We start from the raw sequence: 23405 nt of genomic DNA, 5'->3' as shown, positions 1-23405 counted from the left end.
CTTTAGCTGGCAGATCAGGGAAACGAAAGCTCAGCTTTCCTCGGGTTCCGCCTCGACGACACTTTTGCGGAACAGCACCCGGTCCTCGGGCCCGAAACCACGGCGCCAGATCACCCAGCCATACACGCCGAGAATGGCCGGGATGCCGAATAGCAGCTCCGCCCATTCGGGCAGGTACGTGGCGAGATATCCGACCACGACTGCCGGCGCCGCAGCATAAACAAGTGCCCAGCGCCAATTGTTGACCGATGCGCCCAATATCCGCGATAGCAGGGTGGCCTTGATTAGCGATGCAATGCCCAGCGCAACCATCAGCGACATGGCAGCGCCGACCGCGCGGTAAACATCACCCAATCCGTAATTATCAACCAGCACCATGGCACCCAGAGTCAAACTTGCCTGTAAGGCGATGGTGAAAATGGAAATCCAGAGGTTCCTTAGTCGCGCAACATAGACCAGCGCGGCCTCGGACACGACCGCTGTTGCCGCCACGACTTCCGCTGCGAGCAAAAACGCCAGCGCAGCCGTACCATAAACAAAGTTTGGTCCGACCAGCCCCATGACCGCTTCGCCGGGAATACCCAGTGCCAGCGCAATGCCTGCTTGCGCGGCGATGATCCAGAATCCGACCTGACAAACCTGAGCGGCGATGGCGGGCAGATTGTTCTCCTTCAGATTGCGGGTAATCACCGGACCAAGAATTGGCTCGAAACTGGTTTTCAGCTTTTGCGGCAGGCTGGCGACCTGCTGTGCAACATAATAAACACCGACAACTGCCGGTGATGCAAAAAATCCGAGGATCAGAATATCGACGCGCCGCGTACCCCATTCGATCGCGTCGGAAACCGCCAGCGGAAAGGCGCGCGCGATCATTCTGATAATCCGGGCGGGGTTGGGATCCCATGCCTTGGGCAACCCGTATGTCCGGAAAAACGACCACAGGCCGGTCAGCAAACCGGCATAGATGGCTGACAGATATGCCATCGAAAGGCCAGAAGCCGGTAACAGGTAAAACAGTATCCCGGCCATGATTGATATGGTCCAGGGCTCGACCACGGCGCGCGCACGCACAGTCGTTCCGATGTCGAATTTATAAGCCTGCGCAGCCAGCACGATTTCGGTCAACGCATATCCGGGAATTGCGATAACGATCAGCCTGTCGAGCGAGGTATAATTACCGCTCGGGAAAAGTGGTGCCGGAAACAGATACAGTATCAATGCCGCACCGCAGGCAAACACGAAGGCCACCAGCATGCCATCGAAAACCAGCCCGACCTCGTCGGTAGTCCCGTTGGTCAGGCGCTGCGCCAGTCCGCGCTTTTCGCCCATCGAACAAACCAGCGAAACCAGTTCGACAACCACCAGCGCAGAGGCAAACCGTCCAAGCGCGTCGGCACCGTACAGCCGGCCGGCAATGAACAGGAACGGCAAGCGGGCAGCGAGGCGAAGCAGGAACCCGAAGAAGTTTGTTCGCCCGCCCTTTGCCAGTGCGGCAATATCAGCCTGTGAGGTTTGGGTGCTCACGCAGACGGCCCTTGTTCGTCCTTCAGCGGGCGAGCGAGCAGACCGGAGACGACTTCGCGCGCCGGAGCGCCGTCAAGCAAACGATTCACTGCGCTTACAATCGGCATGGCAATCCCGTGGCTCGCGGCCAGTTGGGCCAGTACGGGTGCGGTGTGTGCGCCCTCCGCCACCGTGCGGCGGTCAGCCATCAATTCTTCGGCAGATTTTCCTTCACCCAGCGCCTTGCCGAGCGAAAAATTCCGGCTGGCTGTCGATGAGCAGGTCAGGACCAGATCCCCCAGACCGCATAAACCCGCCAATGTTTCCGCATTTCCCCCGAGCGCATCACCAAACCGCTGCATTTCGGCGTATCCCCGGGCAATCAGTGCCGCTCTGGCATTTTGGCCAAGCTGCAACCCTTCGACCACGCCGCACGCTATCGCGAGGACGTTTTTCACCGATCCGCCAATTTCTGCGCCGACGACATCATCCGAATAATATGGCCTGAAACTGGGGCGGGCGATGGCGGGCGAAAGGCGCTGCCATTGACTGCGCTTGCCGCCGCAAGCCAGCGTGACAGCGGTAGGAAGGCCGGCGGCGACTTCATGGGCAAATGTCGGTCCCGAGAGTACGGCAACCTCGCTATCGGGCGCCGCATCGGATGCGACGTCGCTCATCAGGCGGCCGGTCTCCTTTTCGATCCCTTTGCTGCACAGCACCAGATCGCGGGGAATGGAACCCATAGCGCCAAGTATGTCGCCCATATGCTGTGCCGGCGTGACGACCAGCAACGCGTCCAGCCCGTTCAGATCGGCCAGATTTCCGGTTGCCCGGATAGTTTTGGCAAGTCTGGCAGAAGGCAGGAATATGCTGTTTGTGTGCAGCGCGTTTATTTCGGCAACCAGTTCGGACTCGCGGGCCCACAGGATCACTTCGCGGCCGTCCGACGCCAGCATCTGCGCCAGCGCAGTCCCCCATGCACCTGCTCCCAATACGCCGATCATGCTTTCACTCCTGCACCGCGGACGGGTTCCGCGTCGGCGTCTAGCGGCCAGCGGGGGCGTGCGGCAATATCCAGCGGATCGGATTGTCCGATACGCTCGATCCCGGCCCATGCGATCATCGCGGCATTATCGGTGCAAAGTGCAGGCGGAGGCGCGACAAATCGCAGCCCGTGCGCGCGCGATTGAACCTCCAGCGCGGTACGGATTGCCTTGTTGGAAGCCACGCCGCCAGCAACCACAAATGCAGTGACATGACCCATCAGGCCGAGCGATTTCCCCAGCCGGTCAATTACACAATCGATTGCCGCCTGCTGGAAACTTGCTGCAAGATCGGCGTCAACATATTTGCCGCTTTGTTTTGCGCGCAGCACCGCGCTTTTCAGGCCGGCGAAGGAAAAATGCGGTTCCTTGCTACGCAAAAGCGGGCGGGGTAGTGGGACGGCAGCGGGATCACCGTCACGCGCCAGCCGCTCAACCGCAGGGCCGCCGGGAAACCCCAACCCCAGGATTTTGGCAGTCTTGTCGAACGCTTCGCCAAGGGCATCATCGATCGTGGTGGCTAACCGGCAATATTGCCCGACACCGTCCACCCGCAAGATCTGGCAATGGCCGCCCGATACCAGCAGCAAGGCATAGGGAAATTGCAGCGCAGGGTCCGCCAGCCGCGGCGACAGGGCGTGCCCTTCCAGATGGTTCACGGCGATGAGCGGTTTGCCGCTGGCCATTGCGAGCGCTTTTGCGGTCACCAGACCGACCATCACACCGCCGATCAATCCCGGACCTGCGGTCGCCGCAATCCCGTCAACATCGGCCAGGGTTATTTGTGCATCATCAAGCACGGCCTGCACCATTGGCGCCAGCTTTTCGGCGTGGGCGCGCGCTGCGATTTCAGGGACAACACCGCCATAGGGCGCGTGTTCTTCGTCCTGCGACGCGATCCGCTGGGCCACAATCCGGCGTTCGCTGTCAACCAGCGCCACTGCGGTTTCATCGCAGCTGGATTCTATTCCGAGCATCAATGCCATCGCGGCTTCCCCTGAACGAGCGGCTTGTTTAGGGCAAGCCTTGCGACATGACGAACGAAACCGAAAATCCCGATATCAAGCTTCGGCTGGGCACGCGGCGATCGCCCCTGGCGATGGCGCAGGCGGTTGAGGCGCGCACGCGGCTTTGCCAGGCGCATGGCTGGCGAGAAGATCAGGTCGAACTGGTTCCGGTGCTGGCCAGCGGGGACAAAATCAAGGATCGTCCGCTAGCCGATATTGGCGGGAAGGCGCTGTGGACCAGGGAACTGGATGCCTGGCTTGCCTCCGGCGAAATAGATGCAGCGGTCCATTCGCTCAAGGATGTCGAGACGGTTCGGTCGCCGCAGCTTACGATTGCGGCAATGCTTCCGCGCGCCGATGTCCGCGATGTCTTGCTTGGTGCGGCGTCAATCCGCGCAATTCCCAGAGCGGCCAAGGTCGGAACAAGTTCGCCGCGGCGTGCAGCACAGATGCTAAATCTGCGTCCGGATGTGGAAATTGTCGGATTTCGCGGCAATGTTGCGACCCGCATGGCCAAGCTGGCCGCCGGAGAGGCGGATGTAACCCTGCTGGCGGCAGCCGGTTTGCAGCGACTGGGCGAGACCGGTGTGGGAACCCCGCTGGGCATCGATGACTGGCCGCCTGCCGCCTCGCAAGGCTGCATCGGATTGGAATGCCGCAGCGCAGATGCGCGTACCCGCAACCTGCTGGAAGCGTTAGATGATGCCGACACGCGCGCGCAAGTTTCGGCAGAGCGGGAGCTTTTGCTGGCGCTTGGCGGCACCTGTCACAGCCCTGTTGCTGCACACGCAAGCGGGGGCGCGGACCGGATCGTGCTTCGGGTAGTCCTGTTCAGTCCGGACGGTGCGGTGAAAGTGGAAGGTTCGGCCATAATAACCGCAGGCAATACCGGGGCGGCGGCACGTCTGGCGCAGGAATTGCTGGGCCGAGCGCCCGCGAATATACGCACGGTGTTTAGCGGACAGGCAGACGCGTGAAAATCGTTGCAATCCGTCCCGAACCGGGATCGGGTGAGACAGTCATCGCTGCGTCCCGGCTCGGTCTGGCAATTGAGGCTTATCCGCTTTTCGAAATCGAACCGGTGGGCTGGGACGGTCCGCCGCCGGCAGGGTTTGGCGCATTGCTGGCGGGTAGTGCGAACGTCTTTCGGCATGGCGGCGACCAGTTGCGGCAATATACGGGGCTGGAGGTCCTTGCTGTCGGCGCCGCAACTGCCGATATTGCCGCGGCGCACGGTTTTACCGTCAGACTGGCCGGCGAGGGCGGGTTGCAGCAACTGGTCGATCAACTTCCTGCAGAGCCGATCAATCTGCTCCGCCTTGCAGGCGAAAACCACATATCGCTTGAACCGCCAGACCATGTGCACATCACCCGCCGAATTGTTTACCGTTCTTGCGCGCGGCCAATGCCGCATTCGCTGAAAGACATTTTACGCGGAAAAGCTATGGTGCTGCTTCATTCTGCGGCGGCGGCGCAGCATTTTTCCAATGAATGCAGAAGGCTTGATATCGATCCATCGCACATTACGCTTGTGGCACTGGGGCCGCGGATTGCGTCGGCTGCCGGAGGCGGATGGGCGCAGGTCGCGGTTGCAGCACGTCCGTCAGATGCTGCGCTGCTGGCGCTGGCCCGCAGCATGTGCCATGAACCGTCCTGACGGTAACTTCGCGGAGATATTGGTGCCTGTCACTTCCGGTTTCGGGCGCCCCGATTTATGGCTTACGAACACGCTTCTACCCAAACTGCAAAAACCGGCGGTCTCCGCTCCAATCTCTTGCTCGGTATCGGCATAATTGCTTTTGGCGGGGCGGCGCTGACATATTATGCATGGCAACATGGCTACTGGACCGATGGTCCGGCGCAATCGGTTACCGGCGTCGATTCCGGCGTAACATCAGTGCCCGGCGATGCGGACCCGCAACCGTTTATTTCGCCCAGCCCCGCGCCGACGAATGTGGCAGAAGCTGCCGAAGCTGTAGTGCAGATGGCCGAAACGCAAGGCGGCCTCGACCAGCGGCTGGCGGCGGCGGAACAACGATTGGCCAATCTTGATCTTCAGGCGCAGGCAGCGGCCGGCAACGCCGCCCGTGCCGAAGGTTTGCTGATCGCGTTTGCAGCGCGTCGTGCAATCGAGCGGGGTGCCGAACTGGGTTACCTGGCTGATCAATTGCGGCTCAGGTTCGGTGATGCCTTACCCAACGCGGTGGCGACGATAATTTCCAACTCGCGCAATCCCGTAACGCTGGAACAGCTGGTCGCGCGGCTGGAAGGATTATCGCCCCGCTTGGCACAATCACCCGGTGTTGGCGGGTGGGAAGGCATCAAGCGCGAAGTGAGCGGGTTATTTGTGGTTCGCCGCGAAAGTGCGCCGTCGCCGCAGCCGACCCGCCGGATGGAACGCGCGCGGCTGTTTCTGGAAAGCGGGCGCGTTGAAGCAGCCATTGCGGAAGTCAGGAATTTGCCCGGAGCGGCTGATGCATCCGGCTGGGTTGCCGATGCGGAACGTTATTCTGCGACGATGCGCGCGCTCGATCTGGTGGAAACCTCAGCTGTACTGGAACCACGCAAATTGCGCGACGGTGCTGGCAACAGGATCGAACAGCTTAGCCCCGCAGGCAGCGGAAACCAGTAATTCAACCGCGCAGCAAGTCCGGCATATCGCCCGACACGCCGCGCGCTTCGTCCATAAACCAGCGCTTCAACACCGGCGCGCGTTGCACACCCGCCATCCCTAGCCTGCGCACAGCCGATGCCGTGCGCCCAGGGATGCCGAACAGCCGTGTCAAACCGTCAGTCGCCAGTGCCACGCTAAAGGCATCAAGCCCGCGCCAGCGTTCATATTTATCGAGAATTTGCGCGTTACCCGGGCTCAGGCCGATGCGCTGCCCGTCTGCTATCACTTCAACCAAGGCGCCGACATCACGCAGCCCAAGGTTCAGCCCCTGGCCGGCGATCGGATGGATGCCGTGGGCTGCATCACCGATCAATGCCAGACGGTTGCCGGTAATCGTCGCTGCGTGGTGAAACCCAAGCGGATAGGACGAACGTGGCCCGGTTTTGCGGACTTCGCCCAGAATCGATCCCATCCTTTTTTGCACTTCGGCCAGAAACGCCCGGTCGCCCATTGCCAGCGTGCCTGCGGCTTCGCTTTCGTCAACCGTCCAGACCAGCGCGCTGCGATGCGTTCCGTCTTCAAGATCGCGCATCGGCAGCAAGGCGAACGGACCCGTTTCGTAAAAAATTTCCCACGCCACACCCTCATGCGGCAATTCGTGTTCCAGCCCGGCAATGATTGCGCGGTGGCGATAATCCCATCTCGCCACATTCAGGCCGGCTTCCTCGCGGGTGGGTGATCCGCGGCCTTCCGCCGCAACCATCAAATCGGCGCAGACTGTCTGGCCATCGGCAAGCTGGACCGAGACATCGAATTCGCTGCGCGCGCGATCAACGATATCGGCGTTCGAATGCCATTTTATCAACGGCTGCTCACGCGCGGCTTCGAACAGCGTCAGCCGCAATATGCGATTGGCAAACATTCGCCCAAGCGTTCCCTCATGCGCTTCGGGCGTAAAGTCGATCTGGCCGGGGCGCATCGCGTCGGTTACCGCGATGCTGGTGATCGGACAGGCATGGGGTTCCAGCCGCGATGCCAAGCCGATATTGGTGAACAGGTTCCAGCTGGCGGTGGATATGGCCGAAGCGCGGCCATCGAAACCTTCGGCGGTCAGTTCGGCCGGATCGGCGCGATCGACCACATGGCTTGAAATTCCCCTATGCGCGGCAGCAAGCGCCAGGGTCATGCCGACCAGTCCGCCGCCGATAATCAGGAGGTCGCGTTTTTCGTCCATGCGTGGTTCCGTGAATGACTGGGCCGCGGATTGTGGAGGCCATTGAAGGTTCAGACTGACCGTTCTACGAGGAGCACGGTGAAATCACAACGATCCAGTTTGGTGTATGTGCCCGCATTCATGCGCGTGTTCGCGGTATTCCTGCTGCTGGCGATTGTGCCCGATCTGCCGGTTGCGAACGCGCAATCTGCGTTGCCGCAAAGCAAGAACAATATCGCCGCCAGACTGGTGATATCCGGCCCACAGGAAGCCGGCCAGACACGTGAGGCCGCACTGGTATTCGAGCCTAAGCCAGGCTGGCATGGCTATTGGGAAAACCCGGGAGATGCCGGTTTCGGGATGACGCTGGAATGGCGGCTTCCCGAAGGATGGCGGGCCGGAAACCCGCGCTACCCGGTGCCCGAAACGTTGCTCATCGGCGGGCTGATGAACCATGTCTATAACGGCAAATATACGGTGCTGGTGCCGTTAATCGCCGGACCAAACGCTGCTGTTTTGGGCCCGGCGCCGATATCGGTAGCGGCAGATTGGCTGGCCTGCACCGATGCGATTTGCGTGCCTGAAAACGCCGTGTTGACCGCGGCTGTCGGCAATCCTGTCGATCCCGCAGATGTGCGTCAATTCGCAACGTGGCAATCGGCGATACCGCCGCGGATCGACAGGAACGCTACGTTTGCAATAACCGGAGGATTGTTGCGGGTCGCGGTGCCGCTGCCAAATAGCCTTGATGTCGGAACCCCGCATCTGTTCGTCAGCAACGACGGGCTGATCGAATATGCCGCACCGCAAAGGTTTAGCAAGGTCGGCGATCTGCTGGTCGCCGAACTCGAGGCGAGCGAGCGCGCAGCGGCCGGGCCTTTCGAAGCCGTGCTGGCGTTTGGCGACAATCAGGGGGTCAGAATATCCGCCTTGCCGGGACCGGTACCGAAAAATGGCGCTCCGCTTGCTGGTACCGGCCGGGAGGCCGCACCTTTATGGACGTTGATACTGGGTGCGCTGGCGGGCGGACTGCTGCTTAACATCATGCCATGCGTATTTCCCATCCTCAGCCTCAAGGCGATCAGCCTTGTGCGCGCCGGCGGCGACGAGGGGGCTGCCCGCAAGGACAGCATAGCCTATAGCGCAGGCGTGGTTCTGGCCTGCCTCGCGCTTGGGGGTTTGTTGCTGGCTCTGCGTGCAGCAGGACAGCAGGTGGGCTGGGCATACCAGTTGCAAGAACCTGGCGTGGTCGCCGCGCTGTTGATGCTGGCGACAGCGATCACCGCAAATTTCGCAGGCCTGTTCGAACTGCCCGGCGTGCAAATTACCCGTTCAGGCCGACCGCTAGGCGCGTTTGCAACCGGATTGTTGGCGGCAGTGGTCGCGACTCCATGCACCGGACCGTTCATGGCCGCTGCACTGGGCGCAGCGCTGCTGCTTCCGGCAGCGCAAGCGATGGTTTTGTTCGGGATGCTTGGGCTGGGGCTGGCGCTGCCTTTCCTGCTGCTGGGTTTTGTGCCGGCAGTGCGCCGCCTTCTTCCAAAGCCCGGACCGTGGATGGAGACTTTCCGGAAGCTCATGGCAATCCCCATGGGGCTGACGGCATTGGCTCTGCTTTGGCTTACGTGGCGGCTTGGCGGCGTGCCATTGGCAGGGTTAGGAGTTGCATTGGCGGGCGGCGTTATTGTCGCATTCGTGATTTCGGACCGGAAACGCAGGCGCGGACACAAGACGGGACTTGGCCTGTTTTTGCGGCTTTCGATTGTCGCAATTTTGGCCATGATCATGCTGCCCCGCGCCTACACGCTTACCGATCAGGCCCAGCCGAGCGGGTTGCTGCAGGAACAGCCCTATAGCGTGGCTGCGCTGGCCGATGCCAGGGCAAGCGGCGCGCCGGTGTTCCTGTGGTTTACGGCCGACTGGTGCGTTACGTGCAAGGTCAATGAAGCCGCGGCGATAGAGCGCGCGGCAACGCGCGATGCCTTTGCGAAAGCGGGAGTGAAGGTGTTGCGCGGTGACTGGACCCGCCGCGATCCTGCGATAACCGAATATCTGGAAAGCAGAGGCGCTGCAGGCGTGCCGCTATATGTCTGGATATCGCCGTCGGGTGCCGAGGAGGTTTTGCCGCAGGTACTGACCCAGGCTACCTTGGTCAATCTGGCAAACCGTCCTCGACGAGAAATTGTTCCTCCTCCAAAATCTCGTCCGCTTCCGCCGGGGGAATAATCCCGCTGCGGCACTGGTTTATCAAATCACGCGGGGCCTGACTGGGGTTGAGAATAACACTGCCGCCGCCAGGCAATGTCGCCTCCACGCTGCGGATGCCCGTCAAGACGTCCAGATCCGGGCTGGCGGGATCGACAGCGCTTTCCCACTGCCAGCCTTTTCCCGTCCACCGGCTGTCCATCTTCAAACGCGAGACAGTTCCGTTACCGACCAATGCAAACAGCGCTTTTGCCCCGGATTGTCCGGGCACATAGCGGACAATCCGTACCACCGCTTTGTCAGTGTTGAAATTTTCACAGGCCAAGGATATCAGCGGCGGCTGTCCGGGGTTTCCGTAAATCAAGCGCCGTTCGCCCGTTCCAGTGCCCCAGACTGCGTCTTGAGTGTCAGGCGATGCAAGTGGAGCAAGCGGGCCCAGACCGGCCGCCTCGGTGGTATCACGCTCGTCGACCTCGCCTGCCGCTGGCGGGTTGCACGCGCATAACGCGGCGACCGATATCACTGCGAGCAATTGCTTCACTTTTTCCACTTTCGTCTGGTTTGGCCGTAACTCATTTTGCGCGTGCCGGGTTTGCCTTCGGTGCTGCGACCGACAATTTGCGCTTTCCTGTCAGCATCGGGCAAACCAAGCTCATCGGCTTGCAGCATCCGGATTTCATCTCGCAGCCGACCCGCTTTTTCAAACTCCAGATCGGCAGCGGCGTTGCGCATACGTTGTTCAAGGTCCTCGATGTAAGCTCGCAAATTGTGGCCGACCAGATTGTTGCGCTCCTCGTCGCCGAGATCGACGGTTACCCCGTCCTGGCTGGCGGTGTGCGCGACAATATCCTGGATGTTTCGCTTGATAGTTGTCGGCGTGATGCCATGCTCGAGGTTATAGGCGTTCTGGCGTTCGCGGCGGCGATCGGTTTCGGCAATCGCGCGTTCCATACTGCCCGTCATGCGGTCAGCATACAAAATAACCTTGCCGTCCACGTTACGCGCTGCGCGTCCGATGGTCTGGATCAGCGATGTTTCGCTGCGCAGGAAACCTTCCTTGTCGGCGTCGAGGATCGCGACCAGCCCGCATTCGGGAATGTCTAGCCCTTCGCGCAGGAGGTTTATGCCCACCAGCACGTCATAAACGCCGAGGCGCAGGTCGCGGATAAGTTCGATACGCTCCAGCGTTTCCACGTCCGAATGCATATAGCGCACTTTCAGCCCGGCCTCGTGCATAAACTCGGTCAGGTCTTCCGCCATCCGCTTGGTCAGCGTGGTCACCAGTGTTCGATACCCTTTTTCGGCCGTCTGGCGGCACTGGTCGATGCAGTCCTGCACCTGATCTTCAACCGGGCGTATTTCTACGGGCGGGTCGATCAGGCCGGTCGGGCGGATCACCTGTTCGGCAAATACGCCGCCGGTCTGTTCCATTTCCCATGGTCCCGGTGTGGCGCTTACCGCAAAGGTCTGCGGGCGCATGGCATCCCATTCGTTGAATCGCAGCGGGCGATTGTCGATACAGCTGGGCAGGCGGAATCCGTGTTCCGCCAGGGTGATTTTCCGCCGATGGTCGCCCTTCGACATCGCGCCGATTTGCGGAACCGTCTGGTGGCTTTCATCGACGAATAGCAACGCATTTTCAGGCAGATATTCGAATAGTGTGGGCGGCGGCTCGCCGGGCAGGCGGCCTGTCAGGAAGCGTGAGTAATTCTCGATACCCGCACACGATCCGGTTGCGGCAATCATCTCCAGATCGAAATTCGTCCGCTGCTCCAGCCGCTGCGCTTCGAGCAGCAGGCCCTCGGCCTCCAGTTCTTTGAGCCGTTCGGCCAGTTCGAACTTAATTGCCTGCGCCGCCTGCTTCATCGTCGGGCCCGGCGTGACATAATGCGAATTTGCATAGACGCGGACCTTGTCGAGGCTGGCGCCTTTTTTACCCGTCAAAGGATCAAATTCGCTGATCTCCTCGATATCGTCACCGAAAAAGCTGATCCGCCATGCCATGTCTTCGTAGTGGCTAGGGAAGATCTCCAGGTTATCGCCCCGCACGCGGAAAGTGCCGCGCTGGAAAGCAGTGTCGTTGCGTTTATATTGTAGCGCCACCAGCTTGCGGATCAATTCGCGCTGGTCAGCCGAAGTGTCCTTCTGCAAATCGAAAATCATCGCCGAATATGTTTCAACCGAGCCGATACCGTAAAGGCAGGATACGGATGCAACGATGATCACATCATCGCGTTCAAGCAGGGAACGCGTGGCCGAATGGCGCATCCGGTCGATCTGCTCGTTAACGCTGCTTTCTTTCTCGATATAGGTATCGCTGCGCGGAACATACGCTTCGGGCTGGTAGTAATCGTAGTAGCTGACAAAATATTCGACAGCGTTGTGCGGGAAAAAACTTTTGAACTCGCCGTATAGCTGCGCGGCGAGTATCTTGTTTGGCGCCAGAATCAGCGCAGGGCGCTGCAGCGTCTCGATCACTTTTGCCATAGTGAAAGTTTTGCCGCTACCGGTCACACCCAGCAGCACCTGCGTCTGTTCATCCTCGCGCGCGCTGCCGACAAGTTCGCTGATTGCCGTCGGCTGGTCGCCGGCAGGCTCATACTCGCTCACCAGTTCGAAGCGTTTACCCGGCATCGATTTTTTGGGCCGGGCGGGTTTGTGCGGTTTGAAATCGTCTGAAGTATCGGGTTCTTCCAGCCCGCGACGGATAACTAATTCAGCCATGAGCGAACATATGGGGCACAGAATGCGCAATCGCAATGGACCCATTTGGCAATATTGTTCATGCTTGTTACGAAGGCGTCCGAATTGAAGATATCGAGGATTTTCTTATGCGCCAGACGATCATTTTCACGCTGGCATGCTGTGGCATGCTCGCTGCTTGCGGGGGGGAGGCGCAAGACGCACCGACCGACGGAAAATCGCTCGCCGAAGTGGCCAGAGAGGCTGGCGACCTGAACAAGCCGATGCCGGGAAAATACCGTAGCACTGTTAAACTGATCGAGTTTGAGATCCCCGGGATTCCCCCAAAGCAGGCCGAACAGATGCGCGGCATGATGGCGGGTGTCGAAAAACAGGCTAACGAATATTGTCTCTCTGCCGATGAAGTGCAGGATGGCTGGGAAGAGATGACCAGAAAAATGAACAGGGCCGCTGACGGGGCCGACTGCAAGTTCGACCGGTTTTCTGCCGATGGCGGCAATCTCGATGCGCAAATGAGTTGTACCGGCGATCGCGGCGTTGGCGCACAGATCGCGATGACCGGAGTGATGACCCCTGAAAAGCAAGTCATGGTCATGAAAATGAAGCAGAGCGGCTCGCAAATGCCGGGCGGTGCAGTCAATATGACGATGGAAGTAACCAATGAGCGGCTTGGCGATTGCACCTGAGCACCGGCCAGAGGTTTTCGGGAAACAAGCAATGCGCCGCCCGTTAGGGTTGTGTGAACGGACAGGGCAGCTTTGTGAACAGGGGTGACAGGCATGACAGCAGCGGTCCCGAAAAGGGGCTACCTGCGCCTGCCGCGCCACGTTCGGGCGGGCCGCCTCTAAGGCATTTAGTAGGTGAAATCTCCGCTTGGGCAGAACCTATCAGGCGATTAAGAAATGGCGAATTTCACGTGGAGAAGGCGGCGATTTCGCGGCCCGTCATGCTGCTACCCGGATTTGGAACCCATCCCATACGGATGAGATATATGGGCGCCAAGCTGGAAGAGGCCGGCCACCGCGTGATTGACTGGGGCCTTGGCTGGAACCTGCGCCCGTCACCCGAACGGATTGATGCGTTGCAGGAAAATTTGCGCAGATTCCACCGGAAGGAGCGCGGCAAGGTTGCTTTGGTTGGGTGGAGCCTTGGCGGCTTGTTTGCCCGCGAGATGGCCAAGCGCGAAACGGACGCGGTTTCGCTGGTCGTGACTATGGGATCCCCGTTTTCGGGCGATCCTCATGATAATAATGCCTGGCGGGCGTATGAATTGATCGCCGGCCACACTGTGGAGCAAGCACCTTTGGCCGGCACGGTTTCGCAAAAGCCGCCTGTGCCGACCGTGGCTTTGTGGTCTGCCCGCGACGGAATAGTTGCGCCGCGCTCAGCATGCGGTAAGCCCTTCGAGCGCGATCGCGCTGAGGCGCTTCGCTGCACGCATTTGGGCTTCGCCAATTCGGGCGAGGCTATTTCCGCCGTGCTTCGCGCTCTCGACAAGGACGCTATATGAGCGACGAAAAATTTGATGAAATGTTCGGTTCGGCAAATCCCGCTGGTGGAGACGTGCGCGAGCCCTATGCCGGGTATTGCGAGTGGCTGCACAAGCAAGCACCCAAATATCTGGAGCGCAAGCAGCGCGACGCAGACCATGAATTTCGGCGGACGGGTATCACATTCAATGTCTATGGCGAAGATGACGCCGAAGAACGGCTGATACCGTTTGACCAGGTGCCGCGGATTATTTCGGGACAGGAATGGCGCCGTGTTTCCAAAGGGATAGAGCAGCGGGTGCGCGCGCTCAACGCATTCATGCACGATCTGTATCACCGGCAGGAGATTATCCGTTCGGGCAGACTGCCGCAGCGATTGTTCCGCGACAATGTCGCATGGTTGCCGCACATGGTCGGGTTTACGCCGCCGGGCGGGGTTTACACCCATATTGTGGGAATTGATCTTGTTCGCACCGGACCTGACGAGTTCATGGTGCTGGAAGACAATGCCCGCACGCCATCTGGGGTCAGCTATATGCTGGAAAATCGCGAGACGATGATGGCGATGTTCCCTGAACTGTTCACACAGGTGCAAGTGGCACCGGTTGCCAATTATCCGCGCAGGCTGGCCAGCAGTCTGGCTGCGTGCGCGCCACCCGCTGCCGGCGACAAAGCGGTTGTAGCGGTGCTGACGCCGGGCATTTTCAACAGCGCCTATTTCGAACACGCATTTCTGGCGGACCAGATGGGCGCAGAATTGGTGGAAGGTAGCGATCTGCGTGTGATTGACGGGCGCGTGGCCATGCGCACCACCCGCGGATATGAGCCGATTGATGTTATTTATCGCCGTGTGGATGATGATTATCTCGATCCGCTGACATTCAGACACGATTCGATTCTGGGGATACCGGGCATCATGGATGTGTACCGCGCAGGGGGAATAACGATTGCCAATGCGCCAGGTACGGGCATTTCCGATGACAAGGCGATATACAGTTTCATGCCCGAAATTGTCGAATTCTATACGGGCGAGAAGCCGCTGCTTCCTAACGTCGAAACGTTTCGCTGCGCCGATGCCGACAGTTTGAAATATGTGCTCGACAATCTGGAAGAACTGGTGGTGAAAGAGGTTCACGGTTCGGGTGGATACGGGATGCTGATCGGCCCGACATCCTCCAAGAAGGAAATCAGCGAGTTTCGCCATAAACTTGAAAACAATCCGGAAAATTACATCGCGCAGCCGACACTCGCGCTTTCGACAGTCCCGATTTACCAGAAAAAGGGATTGGCACCGCGCCATGTCGATCTGCGGCCGTTCGTTCTGGTATCTCCGGACAGCATCGACATTACACCGGGCGGCTTGACCAGAGTTGCCATGAAGGAAGGTTCTCTTGTGGTAAATTCAAGTCAAGGCGGAGGCACCAAGGATACCTGGGTGCTGGACGATTGATGTTAGGACGTACGGCCCACGGCATATACTGGATGTTCCGCTATCTCGAACGCGCGGAAAACACCGTTCGTCTGCTTGATGCAGGTTTCCGGATGGCATTGACGCGCGATCTGGTCACATCGGAGGAAGAATGGCGCTCGGTCATTCAGACCGCTGGTTTGAAAGCCGATTACGAAAAATCGAACGTTTCCTATTCCGGCATTCAGGTTTGGAATTTCATCCTCCGAGACAAGGCCAACCCGCTCAGCGTGATGGACATGATCGATAATGTGCGGACCAATGCACGTCTTGCAAGAAATGCGATCAGCGAGGAATTGTGGGAAGGGCTCAACGAAAGCTGGATGGGAATCAAACAGCTGTTTTCAAAACCCATCAGCCAGCGCAATCTGGGTGATGCGCTCGCAATGGTCAGAAACACCGGCACCCTTGTGCAGGGCTCGCTGGAGGGTACCATGCTGCGCGACGAGGGCTATGCTTTTGCGCGTGCGGGCACGTTTGTCGAACGGGCGGACAACACCGCGCGAATTCTCGACATCAAATATTACCTGCTTCTTCCATCACTGGCGCATGTCGGCTCCAGCCTCGATACCGGGCAGTGGGACAATGTGCTGCGTTCGGTGTCGGGCAACCGTGCCTTCCGCTCGATCCACGCCGCCCGCATCGATTCGCGCGGCATCATGGAATTTCTGGTACTTGATGACCGTTTCCCGCGCAGCCTTGCGTTCTGTTTTTCCGAACTGCGTGCAAATCTGGCGGAACTTGCCCGCTTGCACGGGACCGAAGGTGACAGCAATGCGCTGATGCGCGAGGCAGACCAACAGCTTTCGAACACCTCGATCGAAGATATTCTCGACACGGGATTGCACCATTTTCTCACCAGCTACATCGTTCAGAACCGCGCAATTGCCGCTGCGATTTCTAACGATTACCGGTTTGTGAGCTGAGGACAGAACACCATGCGCCTCTCTATTCGCCATACCACTCGCTACAAATTCGACGCACCTGTCGTCCACGCGCTCCAGCGGCTGCGACTGACCCCCAAAAGCACTCAGGGTCAGCAGATCGCGAGCTGGACGATGGAATATGAAAACGCGGTCCCCGAACTCGAATATGAAGACCAGCACTTCAACACCGTGACGCTGGTTTCGATCGAACCTGGCGCGCGCGAAGTCGTTATCGTGTGTCACGGCACCGTCGATACAGAAGATAATTCTGGGGTGATCGGCAAACATTCCGGACACATGCCGCTATGGAGCTTTCTCAGCCAGACGGAGCTGACAAAGCCGGGCCCCCGGATGACCGCCATGATCGAGCGTTTGCAACAAGCGGAAACCGATCCGGTCGCAAGGCTTCACGCGCTGTCGGCTGCAATTCGTGACGGCGTGGTCTATAAAACCGGCTCCACCAACCCTAGTACGACAGCCGAAGAAGCGACTGTCGGCGGCGAAGGTGTATGTCAGGACCATGCGCATATTTTCCTTGGTGCTGCACGCGCGATGGATATTCCCGCGCGATATGTCTCGGGCTATCTGATGATGAATGACCGGATTGATCAGGATGCCACGCATGCCTGGGCGGAAGCCCATGTCGAGGGACTGGGCTGGGTCGGGTTCGATATTTCGAACGGCATCAGCCCCGATCCGCGCTATGTCCGTGTGGCAACCGGACGTGATTACCGCGATGCAGCGCCAATCACAGGTATTTCCTTCGGCACGCTGCGCGAAGACCTCTATGTCGACGTAGCTGTCGAACAACAACAAACGGAACAATAGTTTATGACTTACTGTGTAGGAATGATGGTCGATAAGGGCCTCGTTCTGATGAGCGATACCCGTACGAATTCCGGGGTCGACAATATTTCTGTCTTCCGGAAAATGTTCCATTGGCAAGTTCCCGGCGAACGGATGATTGCGGTTATGACAGCGGGGAACCTCGCCACGACGCAGGCGGTGGTCAGCCTACTGGAAGAACGCACGAAAGCGCCCGACGACCGCGATAATTCGCTGATGAAGGCGCCGACCATGTTCCAGGTCGCGACCGACATCGGCAAGCTGCTGCGAAGTGTCATCCACAAACGGCAAGAAGCCAACGGAATTCGGGGCAAGGGGCGCTTTACAGCTTCCATCATCCTGGCAGGACAAATCGACGGTATGGAACCGCGCCTGTTCATGATTTATCCGGAAGGCAATTTCATCGAAGCCAGCCTGGACACACCGTTTTTCCAGATCGGCGAAACCAAATACGGACGCCCGATTATCTTGCGCGGATACGACCGCACCATGAGTTTCGAGGACTCTGTCAAATTGTTGCTGGTGTCGTTTGATTCCACGCTCAAGGCGAATCTGTCTGTCGGGATGCCGCTCGACATGATGGTTATCGAACGCGGCACGTTCGCGCCCACGCATCACCACCGTATCCCGCAGGACGACCCCTATTTTCAGTCGGTGTCATCAAGTTGGGGCGACGCCCTGCGCACCGCATTTCATTCACTGCCAGATTTCTCCTTCGCCAGGGAAAAATAGTCACATGGCTGCGGCGCTAGGCCTTTTACCTAAGGTCGGACCCGCGAATTAGGTCCATTCCGGAGGGATCGCGGCTGGTGGTGGCAGCCCCTGAAAATACGCGAGATTACCTATGGTTTGCGCTGCGTTAACCATCTGATCCGGTGGGTGTTTGCAATGCGTATTTGCGCGGATACGCGCAAACCCGTGGTCATGATACAGCGAACCACACTCCACATAATCGATCGTTCTTCGCGCAACCGAGCGGAACTTTCGCGGCTGGCCATGTCACTGGGCCATCACGCAGAAGTCTATAATGATGTCGCGGAACTGATCCGCCATCCGCCGCGCGGCGGCATAATAATTGCTCACGATGATGACGCTGCTGGCGGGATATCGCATATTCTGGAAGATCTGGCGGAGGCGGGTGTCTGGCTGCCTTTGCTAGCGGTTCACGAACAGCGTGCGGTGCATAAAGTGGTCATGGCAATCAAGGCCGGGGCGCTTGATTATCTGCCGCTCCCGCTTGATGAAGACAGTCTCGGCGCATCGCTGACCGGCACTGCGGAAGAGGCGGCAGACCGGGCGGACGCGCGCCGCCGGATGATCGATGCGCGCAACCGGATAGAAAACTTGTCAGCCCGCGAACGCGAAGTGCTGGATTGGCTGACCAAGGGCAGCAGCAACAAGGACATCGCCGGAATGCTTAAAATCAGCCCGCGGACAGTGGAAATCCACCGGTCCAACATGATGAACAAGCTGGGCGCCAAACACGCCGCTCATGCCGTGAGGATGAGCCTGGATTCGCGGCTCGGAAGGTCCACCGGCACATGATTAACGGCAGAAGGTGCCATCGCCGCGCTCGAGATGCAAATGGTCGTGGTGGGCGGAGTTGTAGTCCGGTCCAAGGACTGTGCCGAACCGTTTGCACGCACTTTGGTGCACTGTCCTGAGAAATTCCCGCTCGCGCGCGTCAGGCGATTTCCAACCCGATGCCAGGCTGATCCGGCGGCCATCCTTAAGCACGAAAGCGGATACATCTACGGCATCGGCTGTCGAGTGAGCCGATCTGCGGCCGGTACCCGCGACGTTGCGGCACGCATAACTGCCCATCGTTTCGACGCGTTCGATCGGACTGCCCAGGATTTGCCGTGCTGCACGGTCCACCCCGTACCGCGACCATGCGGCAAACGTGGTGGCCACCGGACACGACACCGTGGCCAGATTGGTCACGGTGAATTTCGCAATGTCCCCGCGCATGGCATTCAGGCTGACAATGTTGATCGCCGAACAGCCATTGCCCGCGTAGCGATCGGGCTTGACGATAAAATGTGCCCCCGCTGCGTCCAACTGGCCCAGACATTGTCGTGATGCCGGAGACGCGGCGATTGTTTTGCCTGCCGCAGGGCGCGCGGATGTGCGATCATTGTCACTGCCTGGCAGCACGCTGCACGCGCCCAACAGGGCCGAGACGGATAAAATGACAGCCGTGCGGAACATGTCGACCAGTGTGGCAGTTGATGGTTAACCAGACGCTAACGCGCACCATCCTGCACTGAAACCCGTCCACCATAATGCGAATGCATATGCTTGACTTGTTGCAGCGCAACATTATTGCCGCCCGTGGGCCACGCGGCCCCAACGCCGCGCGAGCTCTCTGTGAGGAGAGAATACATGACTAACGTACCCGCTCTTAAACCGGAGCGTCCTTTCTTTTCGTCCGGCCCGACTGCCAAATTTCCGGGCTGGTCGGCAAATGATCTCAAGACCGAAGCACTTGGCCGTTCGCACCGTTCGGTGGTAGGGAAGGCACGGCTGAAATATGCCATTGATCTGACGCGCGAGCTGTTGGGTGTGCCGGATGACTATCTGGTAGGGATTATGCCGGGCAGCGATACCGGTGCGCTCGAATGCGCGATGTGGACGATGCTGGGCACAGGCCCCGTAACGGTCGCCGCATGGGAAAGCTTCGGCAACGTCTGGATTCAGGATGCTGTCAAACAGCTGAAGCTGAAAGACCTCACCGTGCTGGACGCCGACTATGGCGAAATCCCCGATTTGGCGGTCATCCCGCAGGATAATGATGTGGTGTTCACCTGGAACGGCACGACTTCGGGCGCCAGGATCGCCAATACCGACTGGCTGGAAGAAGGGCGCAGCGGGATCACGATCAACGACGCCACCAGCGCGGTATTCGCGCAGGAGATGGACTGGCCGAAACTCGATGCCACCACTTTCAGCTGGCAGAAAGTCATGGGCAGCGAGGCGCAGCACGGCATTCTGATCCTGAGCCCGAAAGCCGTTGCGCGGATTGAAAGTTACAACCCCGAATGGCCATTGCCCAAACTTTTCCGCCTGAAGAAGGGCGATCAGCTGAACCGGACGATTTTCGAGGGCGCGACTATCAACACCCCCAGTCTGCTGGCGACAGAAGATTACATCTTGGCATTGGAATGGGCCAAATCGCTCGGCGGCCGGCAGGCCATGTTTGCCCGCGCGGATGCCAATGCGAAAATCGTGACCGACTGGATCGAGGCCACCCCGTGGCTGCGCAATATGGTGCCCGATCCTGCGAAGCGCACGAACACCGGTGTCTGCTTCGTATTCCAGGGCGATTATTATGATGGCCTGTCACCGGAAGATCAGGCGAAAGTGCCTGCCACCATCGCCAAAATGCTGGATGAGCGCGATGTCGGATACGACTTCAACGGATATCGCGACGCCCCGCCGAGCCTGCGAATCTGGTGCGGCGGAACCGTAGAGCAGGAGGATCTGAAACGTCTGCTGCCGTGGATCGAATGGGCTTACGCCGAGATTCAAAAATAAAGCGTCGTCCCGGCGAAAGCCGGGACCGTTTGCGTAACATTCCCCCCAATATTGTTAGCTATCCCGGGGTGCGCCGGGATGACGAAGGAGACACATCATGTCCCAGAAACCCAAAGTGCTTATTTCCGACCAGATGGACCCAAACGCCGTCCGCATTTTCGAAGAGCGCGGCTGCGAAGCGGATGTCATCACCGGCCAGACGTCCGAACAGCTCAAAGAAATCATCGGCAAATATGATGGCCTCGCCATCCGTTCATCGACCACGGTAACGCCTGAAATCCTTGACGCGGCGACCAATTTGAAAGTGATTGGCCGTGCCGGCATCGGGGTCGACAATGTCGATATCCCCTATGCCTCGTCAAAGGGCGTGGTGGTGATGAACACACCGTTCGGCAATTCGATCACGACGGCCGAACACGCGATTGCGCTGATCATGGCGCTCGCCCGCCAGATCCCGGCTGCCGATGCGCGCACACAGGCTGGCGAATGGCCCAAAAGCGCCTTCATGGGTATCGAAGTGACCGGCAAAACTCTTGGCTTGATTGGCGCCGGAAACATCGGCTCGATCGTGGCCAGCCGCGCGCAGGGTTTGAAAATGAAAGTGATCGCCTATGACCCCTTCCTCACCGCCGAACGCGGTATCGAACTGGGCATCGAAAAGGTTGATCTGGAAGATCTGCTTGCCCGCGCGGATTTTGTCAGCCTGCACACTCCCCTGACCGATCAGACCCGCAACATCCTGAGCCGGGAGCGGCTGGAAAAAGCCAAGCCCGGTATTCGCATCGTCAATTGTGCGCGCGGCGGACTGATCGACGAGGCAGCGCTGAAAGATATGCTCGAAAGCGGGCAGGTTGCCGGCGCGGCGCTGGACGTGTTTGCCGATGAACCGGCGAAGGACAGCCCGCTGTTCGGCACGCCCAATTTTATTTGCACCCCGCATCTGGGGGCGTCCACCAACGAAGCGCAGGTCAATGTCGCGTTGCAGGTTGCCGAACAGTTGTCCGACTATCTCGTCAACGGCGGGGTCGCCAATGCGCTTAACATGCCGAGCCTGAGCGCTGAAGAAGCGCCAAAGCTGCGCCCTTACATGAAACTTGCGGAGCGGCTTGGTTCGCTTGTCGGTCAGTTGGCCCACGGCAATCTTGCCAAGATCAGCATCGAGCGCGAGGGTGCGGCCGCCGACCTGAATGGCAAGCCTATCACCGGAGCGGTTCTGGCAGGTCTGATGGGCCAGTATTCGGATGCGGTGAACATGGTCAATGCGCCCTATCTGGCCAAGGAACGCGGCATGGAAGTGCGCGAAATCCGTAACGAGCGTGACGGCGCATATAATACGCTGATCCGCGTGACCGTGGCGACCAGCCAAGGCGACCGTTCGGTTGCGGGCACGTTGTTCGGTAAGGAAGAGGCGCGGCTCGTCTCGATCTTCGGGATCGGGATCGAAGCCGAACTGGCGGGACATATGCTGTATATCGTCAATGATGATGCGCCGGGCTTTATCGGGCGAATCGGTTCGCTGCTGGGCGAAGCGGGCGTAAACATCGGCACATTCCACCTTGGCCGCCGCGAAGCCGGCGGTGAAGCGGTGCTGCTGCTGTCGGTCGATCAGGCAATTTCGCCCGAAATTCTCGACAAGGCCTGCAACCTTCAGGGCGTTCGCACCGTGAAGGCGCTGGAATTCTGATGAAAGGTAGGGCAAGCGCGGCGCGCAAATGAATGATGATGTCATGACAGATTCGACCAGTGACTTGCTGCCCGAAGGGTTGGAAGACCGCCTGCCTGCAGATGCGGCCAAAACCGCGCGAATCATGCGGGCCGTTCTGGATACGATGGATGCGCACGGTTACGACCGCGTTATTCCGCCGCTGGTCGAATTTGAAAAATCGCTGGCTACGCGGATGGCGCAGGACGGCGAAGGGATCAGCACCCGCAAGATGTTCCGCTTTACCGACCCGTCTAGCCTGCGCACTCTGGCGCTTCGTTCGGATATCACGGTGCAGGTCGGGAGGATTGCAGCAACAGTCATGGCAGGCGCGCCTCGGCCCTTGCGGCTTTGTTATGCGGGCGATGTCGCGGTGATGCGTGCGGACCAGCTCGACCCGGCGCGCCAGCGCCTCCAGCTTGGTGCAGAACTGATCGGAAGCGACACGGTCGCTGCTGCAGGCGAGATTGTCTCGCTCGCGATCGAGGCTCTGGAGGCTGCCGGAGCGCAGGGAATTTCGGTTGATCTGACTTTGCCTGATCTGGTCGATACGCTGGCCGAACAGGCTCTCCCGCTGGCCCCTGACAAGATCGCTGCCGTACGCCGCGAACTCGATACAAAGGATGCCGGCGGGCTCAAGGCGGCGGGCGGCGAGGCTTATCTGCCGCTACTGTATGCGACCGGACCGTTTGCCGATGCAATCGAACGTTTGCGCGCAATTGATGCCGGCGGTGCTTTGGCAAGCCGGATCGCGGGGCTGGAGCAGATTGCCGAGCGTGTGGGTGACCGTGCCCGCGTGACGCTTGACCCGACAGAACGTCACGGCTTCGAATACCAAAGCTGGTTCGGCTTTACGATCCACGCGGATGGCGTGCGCGGCGCATTGGGGCGGGGCGGTACGTACCGGATCGGCGGCAGTGATGAAGCTGCGACGGGATTCTCCTTATTTGCCGATCCGCTGATGGCTGCGATGCCCGATACCGGAACGCGCGACAGATTGTTCCTGCCGCTCGGGCATGATGAAGGCGTTGCTGCGCGGTTGCGGACAATCGGCTGGCGCACCGTTGCCGCACTATCCGATCAGGACAATGCTGCGGCCGCTGGCTGCACCCATGAACTCAGCGGCTCTGAAGCCCGAAAACTGTAAG

21 protein-coding genes are annotated in these 23405 nt (G+C 59.4%); 14 read left to right on the top strand and 7 right to left on the bottom strand.

From position 1 onward, the window contains the following. Positions 1–30 precede the first annotated feature (30 nt). Genes WFP06_RS10105 through tsaD form a run of 3 tightly spaced genes read right to left on the bottom strand, consistent with a single transcriptional unit; the run spans position 31 to position 3532 of the window. A complete protein-coding gene (locus WFP06_RS10105; protein ID WP_336987042.1) occupies positions 31–1524 on the bottom strand; it encodes a lipopolysaccharide biosynthesis protein in 1494 nt (497 codons plus the stop codon). After that, positions 1521–2507, bottom strand: a complete 987-nt coding sequence (locus tag WFP06_RS10100; protein WP_336987041.1) for an NAD(P)H-dependent glycerol-3-phosphate dehydrogenase — start codon at positions 2505–2507, stop codon at positions 1521–1523. The genes WFP06_RS10105 and WFP06_RS10100 overlap by 4 nt, the downstream gene beginning before the upstream one ends. After that, on the bottom strand, positions 2504–3532 hold the full coding sequence (gene tsaD, locus WFP06_RS10095; protein ID WP_336987040.1) for a tRNA (adenosine(37)-N6)-threonylcarbamoyltransferase complex transferase subunit TsaD: 1029 nt from the start codon (positions 3530–3532) through the stop codon (positions 2504–2506). The genes WFP06_RS10100 and tsaD overlap by 4 nt, the downstream gene beginning before the upstream one ends. Before the next feature lie 47 nt (positions 3533–3579). On the opposite strand from tsaD, the gene hemC reads away from it, so the two are divergent. From hemC to WFP06_RS10080, 3 genes are read left to right on the top strand one after another with little or no spacing between them, the layout of a single operon-like run. Beyond that, positions 3580–4530 carry a hydroxymethylbilane synthase gene (gene hemC, locus WFP06_RS10090; RefSeq protein ID WP_336987039.1) on the top strand — a complete coding sequence of 317 codons (951 nt, stop codon included), beginning with the start codon at positions 3580–3582 and terminating at the stop codon, positions 4528–4530. Then, positions 4527–5210, top strand: coding sequence for a uroporphyrinogen-III synthase (locus WFP06_RS10085; protein WP_336987038.1), 684 nt, complete (start codon positions 4527–4529; stop codon positions 5208–5210). The genes hemC and WFP06_RS10085 overlap by 4 nt, the downstream gene beginning before the upstream one ends. Positions 5211–5267: 57 nt before the next feature. Next, on the top strand, positions 5268–6185 hold the full coding sequence (locus WFP06_RS10080; RefSeq protein ID WP_336987037.1) for a hypothetical protein: 918 nt from the start codon (positions 5268–5270) through the stop codon (positions 6183–6185). 1 nt (position 6186) lies between these two features. On the opposite strand, the gene WFP06_RS10075 is transcribed toward WFP06_RS10080, so the two are convergent. Then, on the bottom strand, positions 6187–7401 hold the full coding sequence (locus WFP06_RS10075; RefSeq protein ID WP_336987036.1) for a UbiH/UbiF/VisC/COQ6 family ubiquinone biosynthesis hydroxylase: 1215 nt from the start codon (positions 7399–7401) through the stop codon (positions 6187–6189). A gap of 78 nt (positions 7402–7479) precedes the next feature. Here WFP06_RS10075 and WFP06_RS10070 point away from each other — a divergent pair, with 78 nt between their 5' ends. Continuing rightward, complete coding sequence (locus WFP06_RS10070; protein ID WP_336987035.1) at positions 7480–9606, top strand: protein-disulfide reductase DsbD family protein; 2127 nt, start codon at positions 7480–7482, stop codon at positions 9604–9606. Here the strand turns inward: WFP06_RS10070 and WFP06_RS10065 are convergent. After that, the gene (locus tag WFP06_RS10065) at positions 9533–10126 is read right to left on the bottom strand and encodes a hypothetical protein (RefSeq protein ID WP_336987034.1); all 594 of its coding nucleotides are present in this window, start codon (positions 10124–10126) and stop codon (positions 9533–9535) included. The two genes, WFP06_RS10070 and WFP06_RS10065, sit on opposite strands and share 74 nt — an antisense overlap. Next, positions 10123–12309, bottom strand: coding sequence for an excinuclease ABC subunit UvrB (gene uvrB / locus WFP06_RS10060; protein ID WP_336987033.1), 2187 nt, complete (start codon positions 12307–12309; stop codon positions 10123–10125). The genes WFP06_RS10065 and uvrB overlap by 4 nt, the downstream gene beginning before the upstream one ends. Positions 12310–12416: 107 nt before the next feature. Here uvrB and WFP06_RS10055 point away from each other — a divergent pair, with 107 nt between their 5' ends. The 7 genes from WFP06_RS10055 to WFP06_RS10025 all read left to right on the top strand — a co-directional run bounded on the left by WFP06_RS10055 (position 12417) and on the right by WFP06_RS10025 (position 18563). Next, positions 12417–12974, top strand: coding sequence for a DUF3617 domain-containing protein (locus WFP06_RS10055; protein ID WP_336987032.1), 558 nt, complete (start codon positions 12417–12419; stop codon positions 12972–12974). Positions 12975–13234: 260 nt separating this feature from the next. After that, positions 13235–13798, top strand: a complete 564-nt coding sequence (locus tag WFP06_RS10050) for an esterase/lipase family protein (protein WP_336987031.1) — start codon at positions 13235–13237, stop codon at positions 13796–13798. Continuing rightward, positions 13795–15228 carry a circularly permuted type 2 ATP-grasp protein gene (locus tag WFP06_RS10045; protein ID WP_336987030.1) on the top strand — a complete coding sequence of 478 codons (1434 nt, stop codon included), beginning with the start codon at positions 13795–13797 and terminating at the stop codon, positions 15226–15228. The genes WFP06_RS10050 and WFP06_RS10045 overlap by 4 nt, the downstream gene beginning before the upstream one ends. Then, positions 15228–16172 (top strand): alpha-E domain-containing protein, encoded by a 945-nt coding sequence (locus WFP06_RS10040; RefSeq protein ID WP_336987029.1) that lies wholly within the window; start codon positions 15228–15230, stop codon positions 16170–16172. Before WFP06_RS10045 ends, WFP06_RS10040 begins: the two co-directional genes overlap by 1 nt. Before the next feature lie 12 nt (positions 16173–16184). Continuing rightward, positions 16185–17000 carry a transglutaminase family protein gene (locus WFP06_RS10035; protein WP_336987028.1) on the top strand — a complete coding sequence of 272 codons (816 nt, stop codon included), beginning with the start codon at positions 16185–16187 and terminating at the stop codon, positions 16998–17000. A gap of 3 nt (positions 17001–17003) precedes the next feature. After that, positions 17004–17750, top strand: a complete 747-nt coding sequence (locus WFP06_RS10030) for a proteasome-type protease (protein ID WP_336987027.1) — start codon at positions 17004–17006, stop codon at positions 17748–17750. 156 nt (positions 17751–17906) lie between these two features. Then, positions 17907–18563 carry a response regulator transcription factor gene (locus WFP06_RS10025; RefSeq protein ID WP_336987026.1) on the top strand — a complete coding sequence of 219 codons (657 nt, stop codon included), beginning with the start codon at positions 17907–17909 and terminating at the stop codon, positions 18561–18563. Here the strand turns inward: WFP06_RS10025 and WFP06_RS10020 are convergent, their stop codons facing one another. Then, entirely contained in the window at positions 18564–19229 is a 666-nt protein-coding gene (locus WFP06_RS10020; protein ID WP_336987025.1) for an extensin family protein, read from the bottom strand. A gap of 174 nt (positions 19230–19403) precedes the next feature. Here WFP06_RS10020 and WFP06_RS10015 point away from each other — a divergent pair, with 174 nt between their 5' ends. From WFP06_RS10015 to WFP06_RS10005, 3 genes are all read left to right on the top strand, one after another. Then, a complete protein-coding gene (locus tag WFP06_RS10015; RefSeq protein WP_336987024.1) occupies positions 19404–20555 on the top strand; it encodes a phosphoserine transaminase in 1152 nt (383 codons plus the stop codon). 97 nt (positions 20556–20652) lie between these two features. Beyond that, positions 20653–22239 carry a phosphoglycerate dehydrogenase gene (gene serA / locus WFP06_RS10010; RefSeq protein ID WP_336987023.1) on the top strand — a complete coding sequence of 529 codons (1587 nt, stop codon included), beginning with the start codon at positions 20653–20655 and terminating at the stop codon, positions 22237–22239. A 43-nt stretch (positions 22240–22282) separates the two neighbouring features. Then, the gene (locus tag WFP06_RS10005) at positions 22283–23404 is read left to right on the top strand and encodes an ATP phosphoribosyltransferase regulatory subunit (RefSeq protein WP_336987677.1); all 1122 of its coding nucleotides are present in this window, start codon (positions 22283–22285) and stop codon (positions 23402–23404) included. Position 23405: the final 1 nt, after the last annotated feature.

It is taken from the genome of Altererythrobacter aquiaggeris, assembly GCF_037154015.1.
Taxonomy (GTDB): Bacteria; Pseudomonadota; Alphaproteobacteria; order Sphingomonadales; family Sphingomonadaceae; genus Aestuarierythrobacter; species Aestuarierythrobacter aquiaggeris.
The sequence above is the reverse complement of the archived record's forward strand: the minus strand, read 5'-3'. Positions and strand labels throughout refer to the sequence as shown.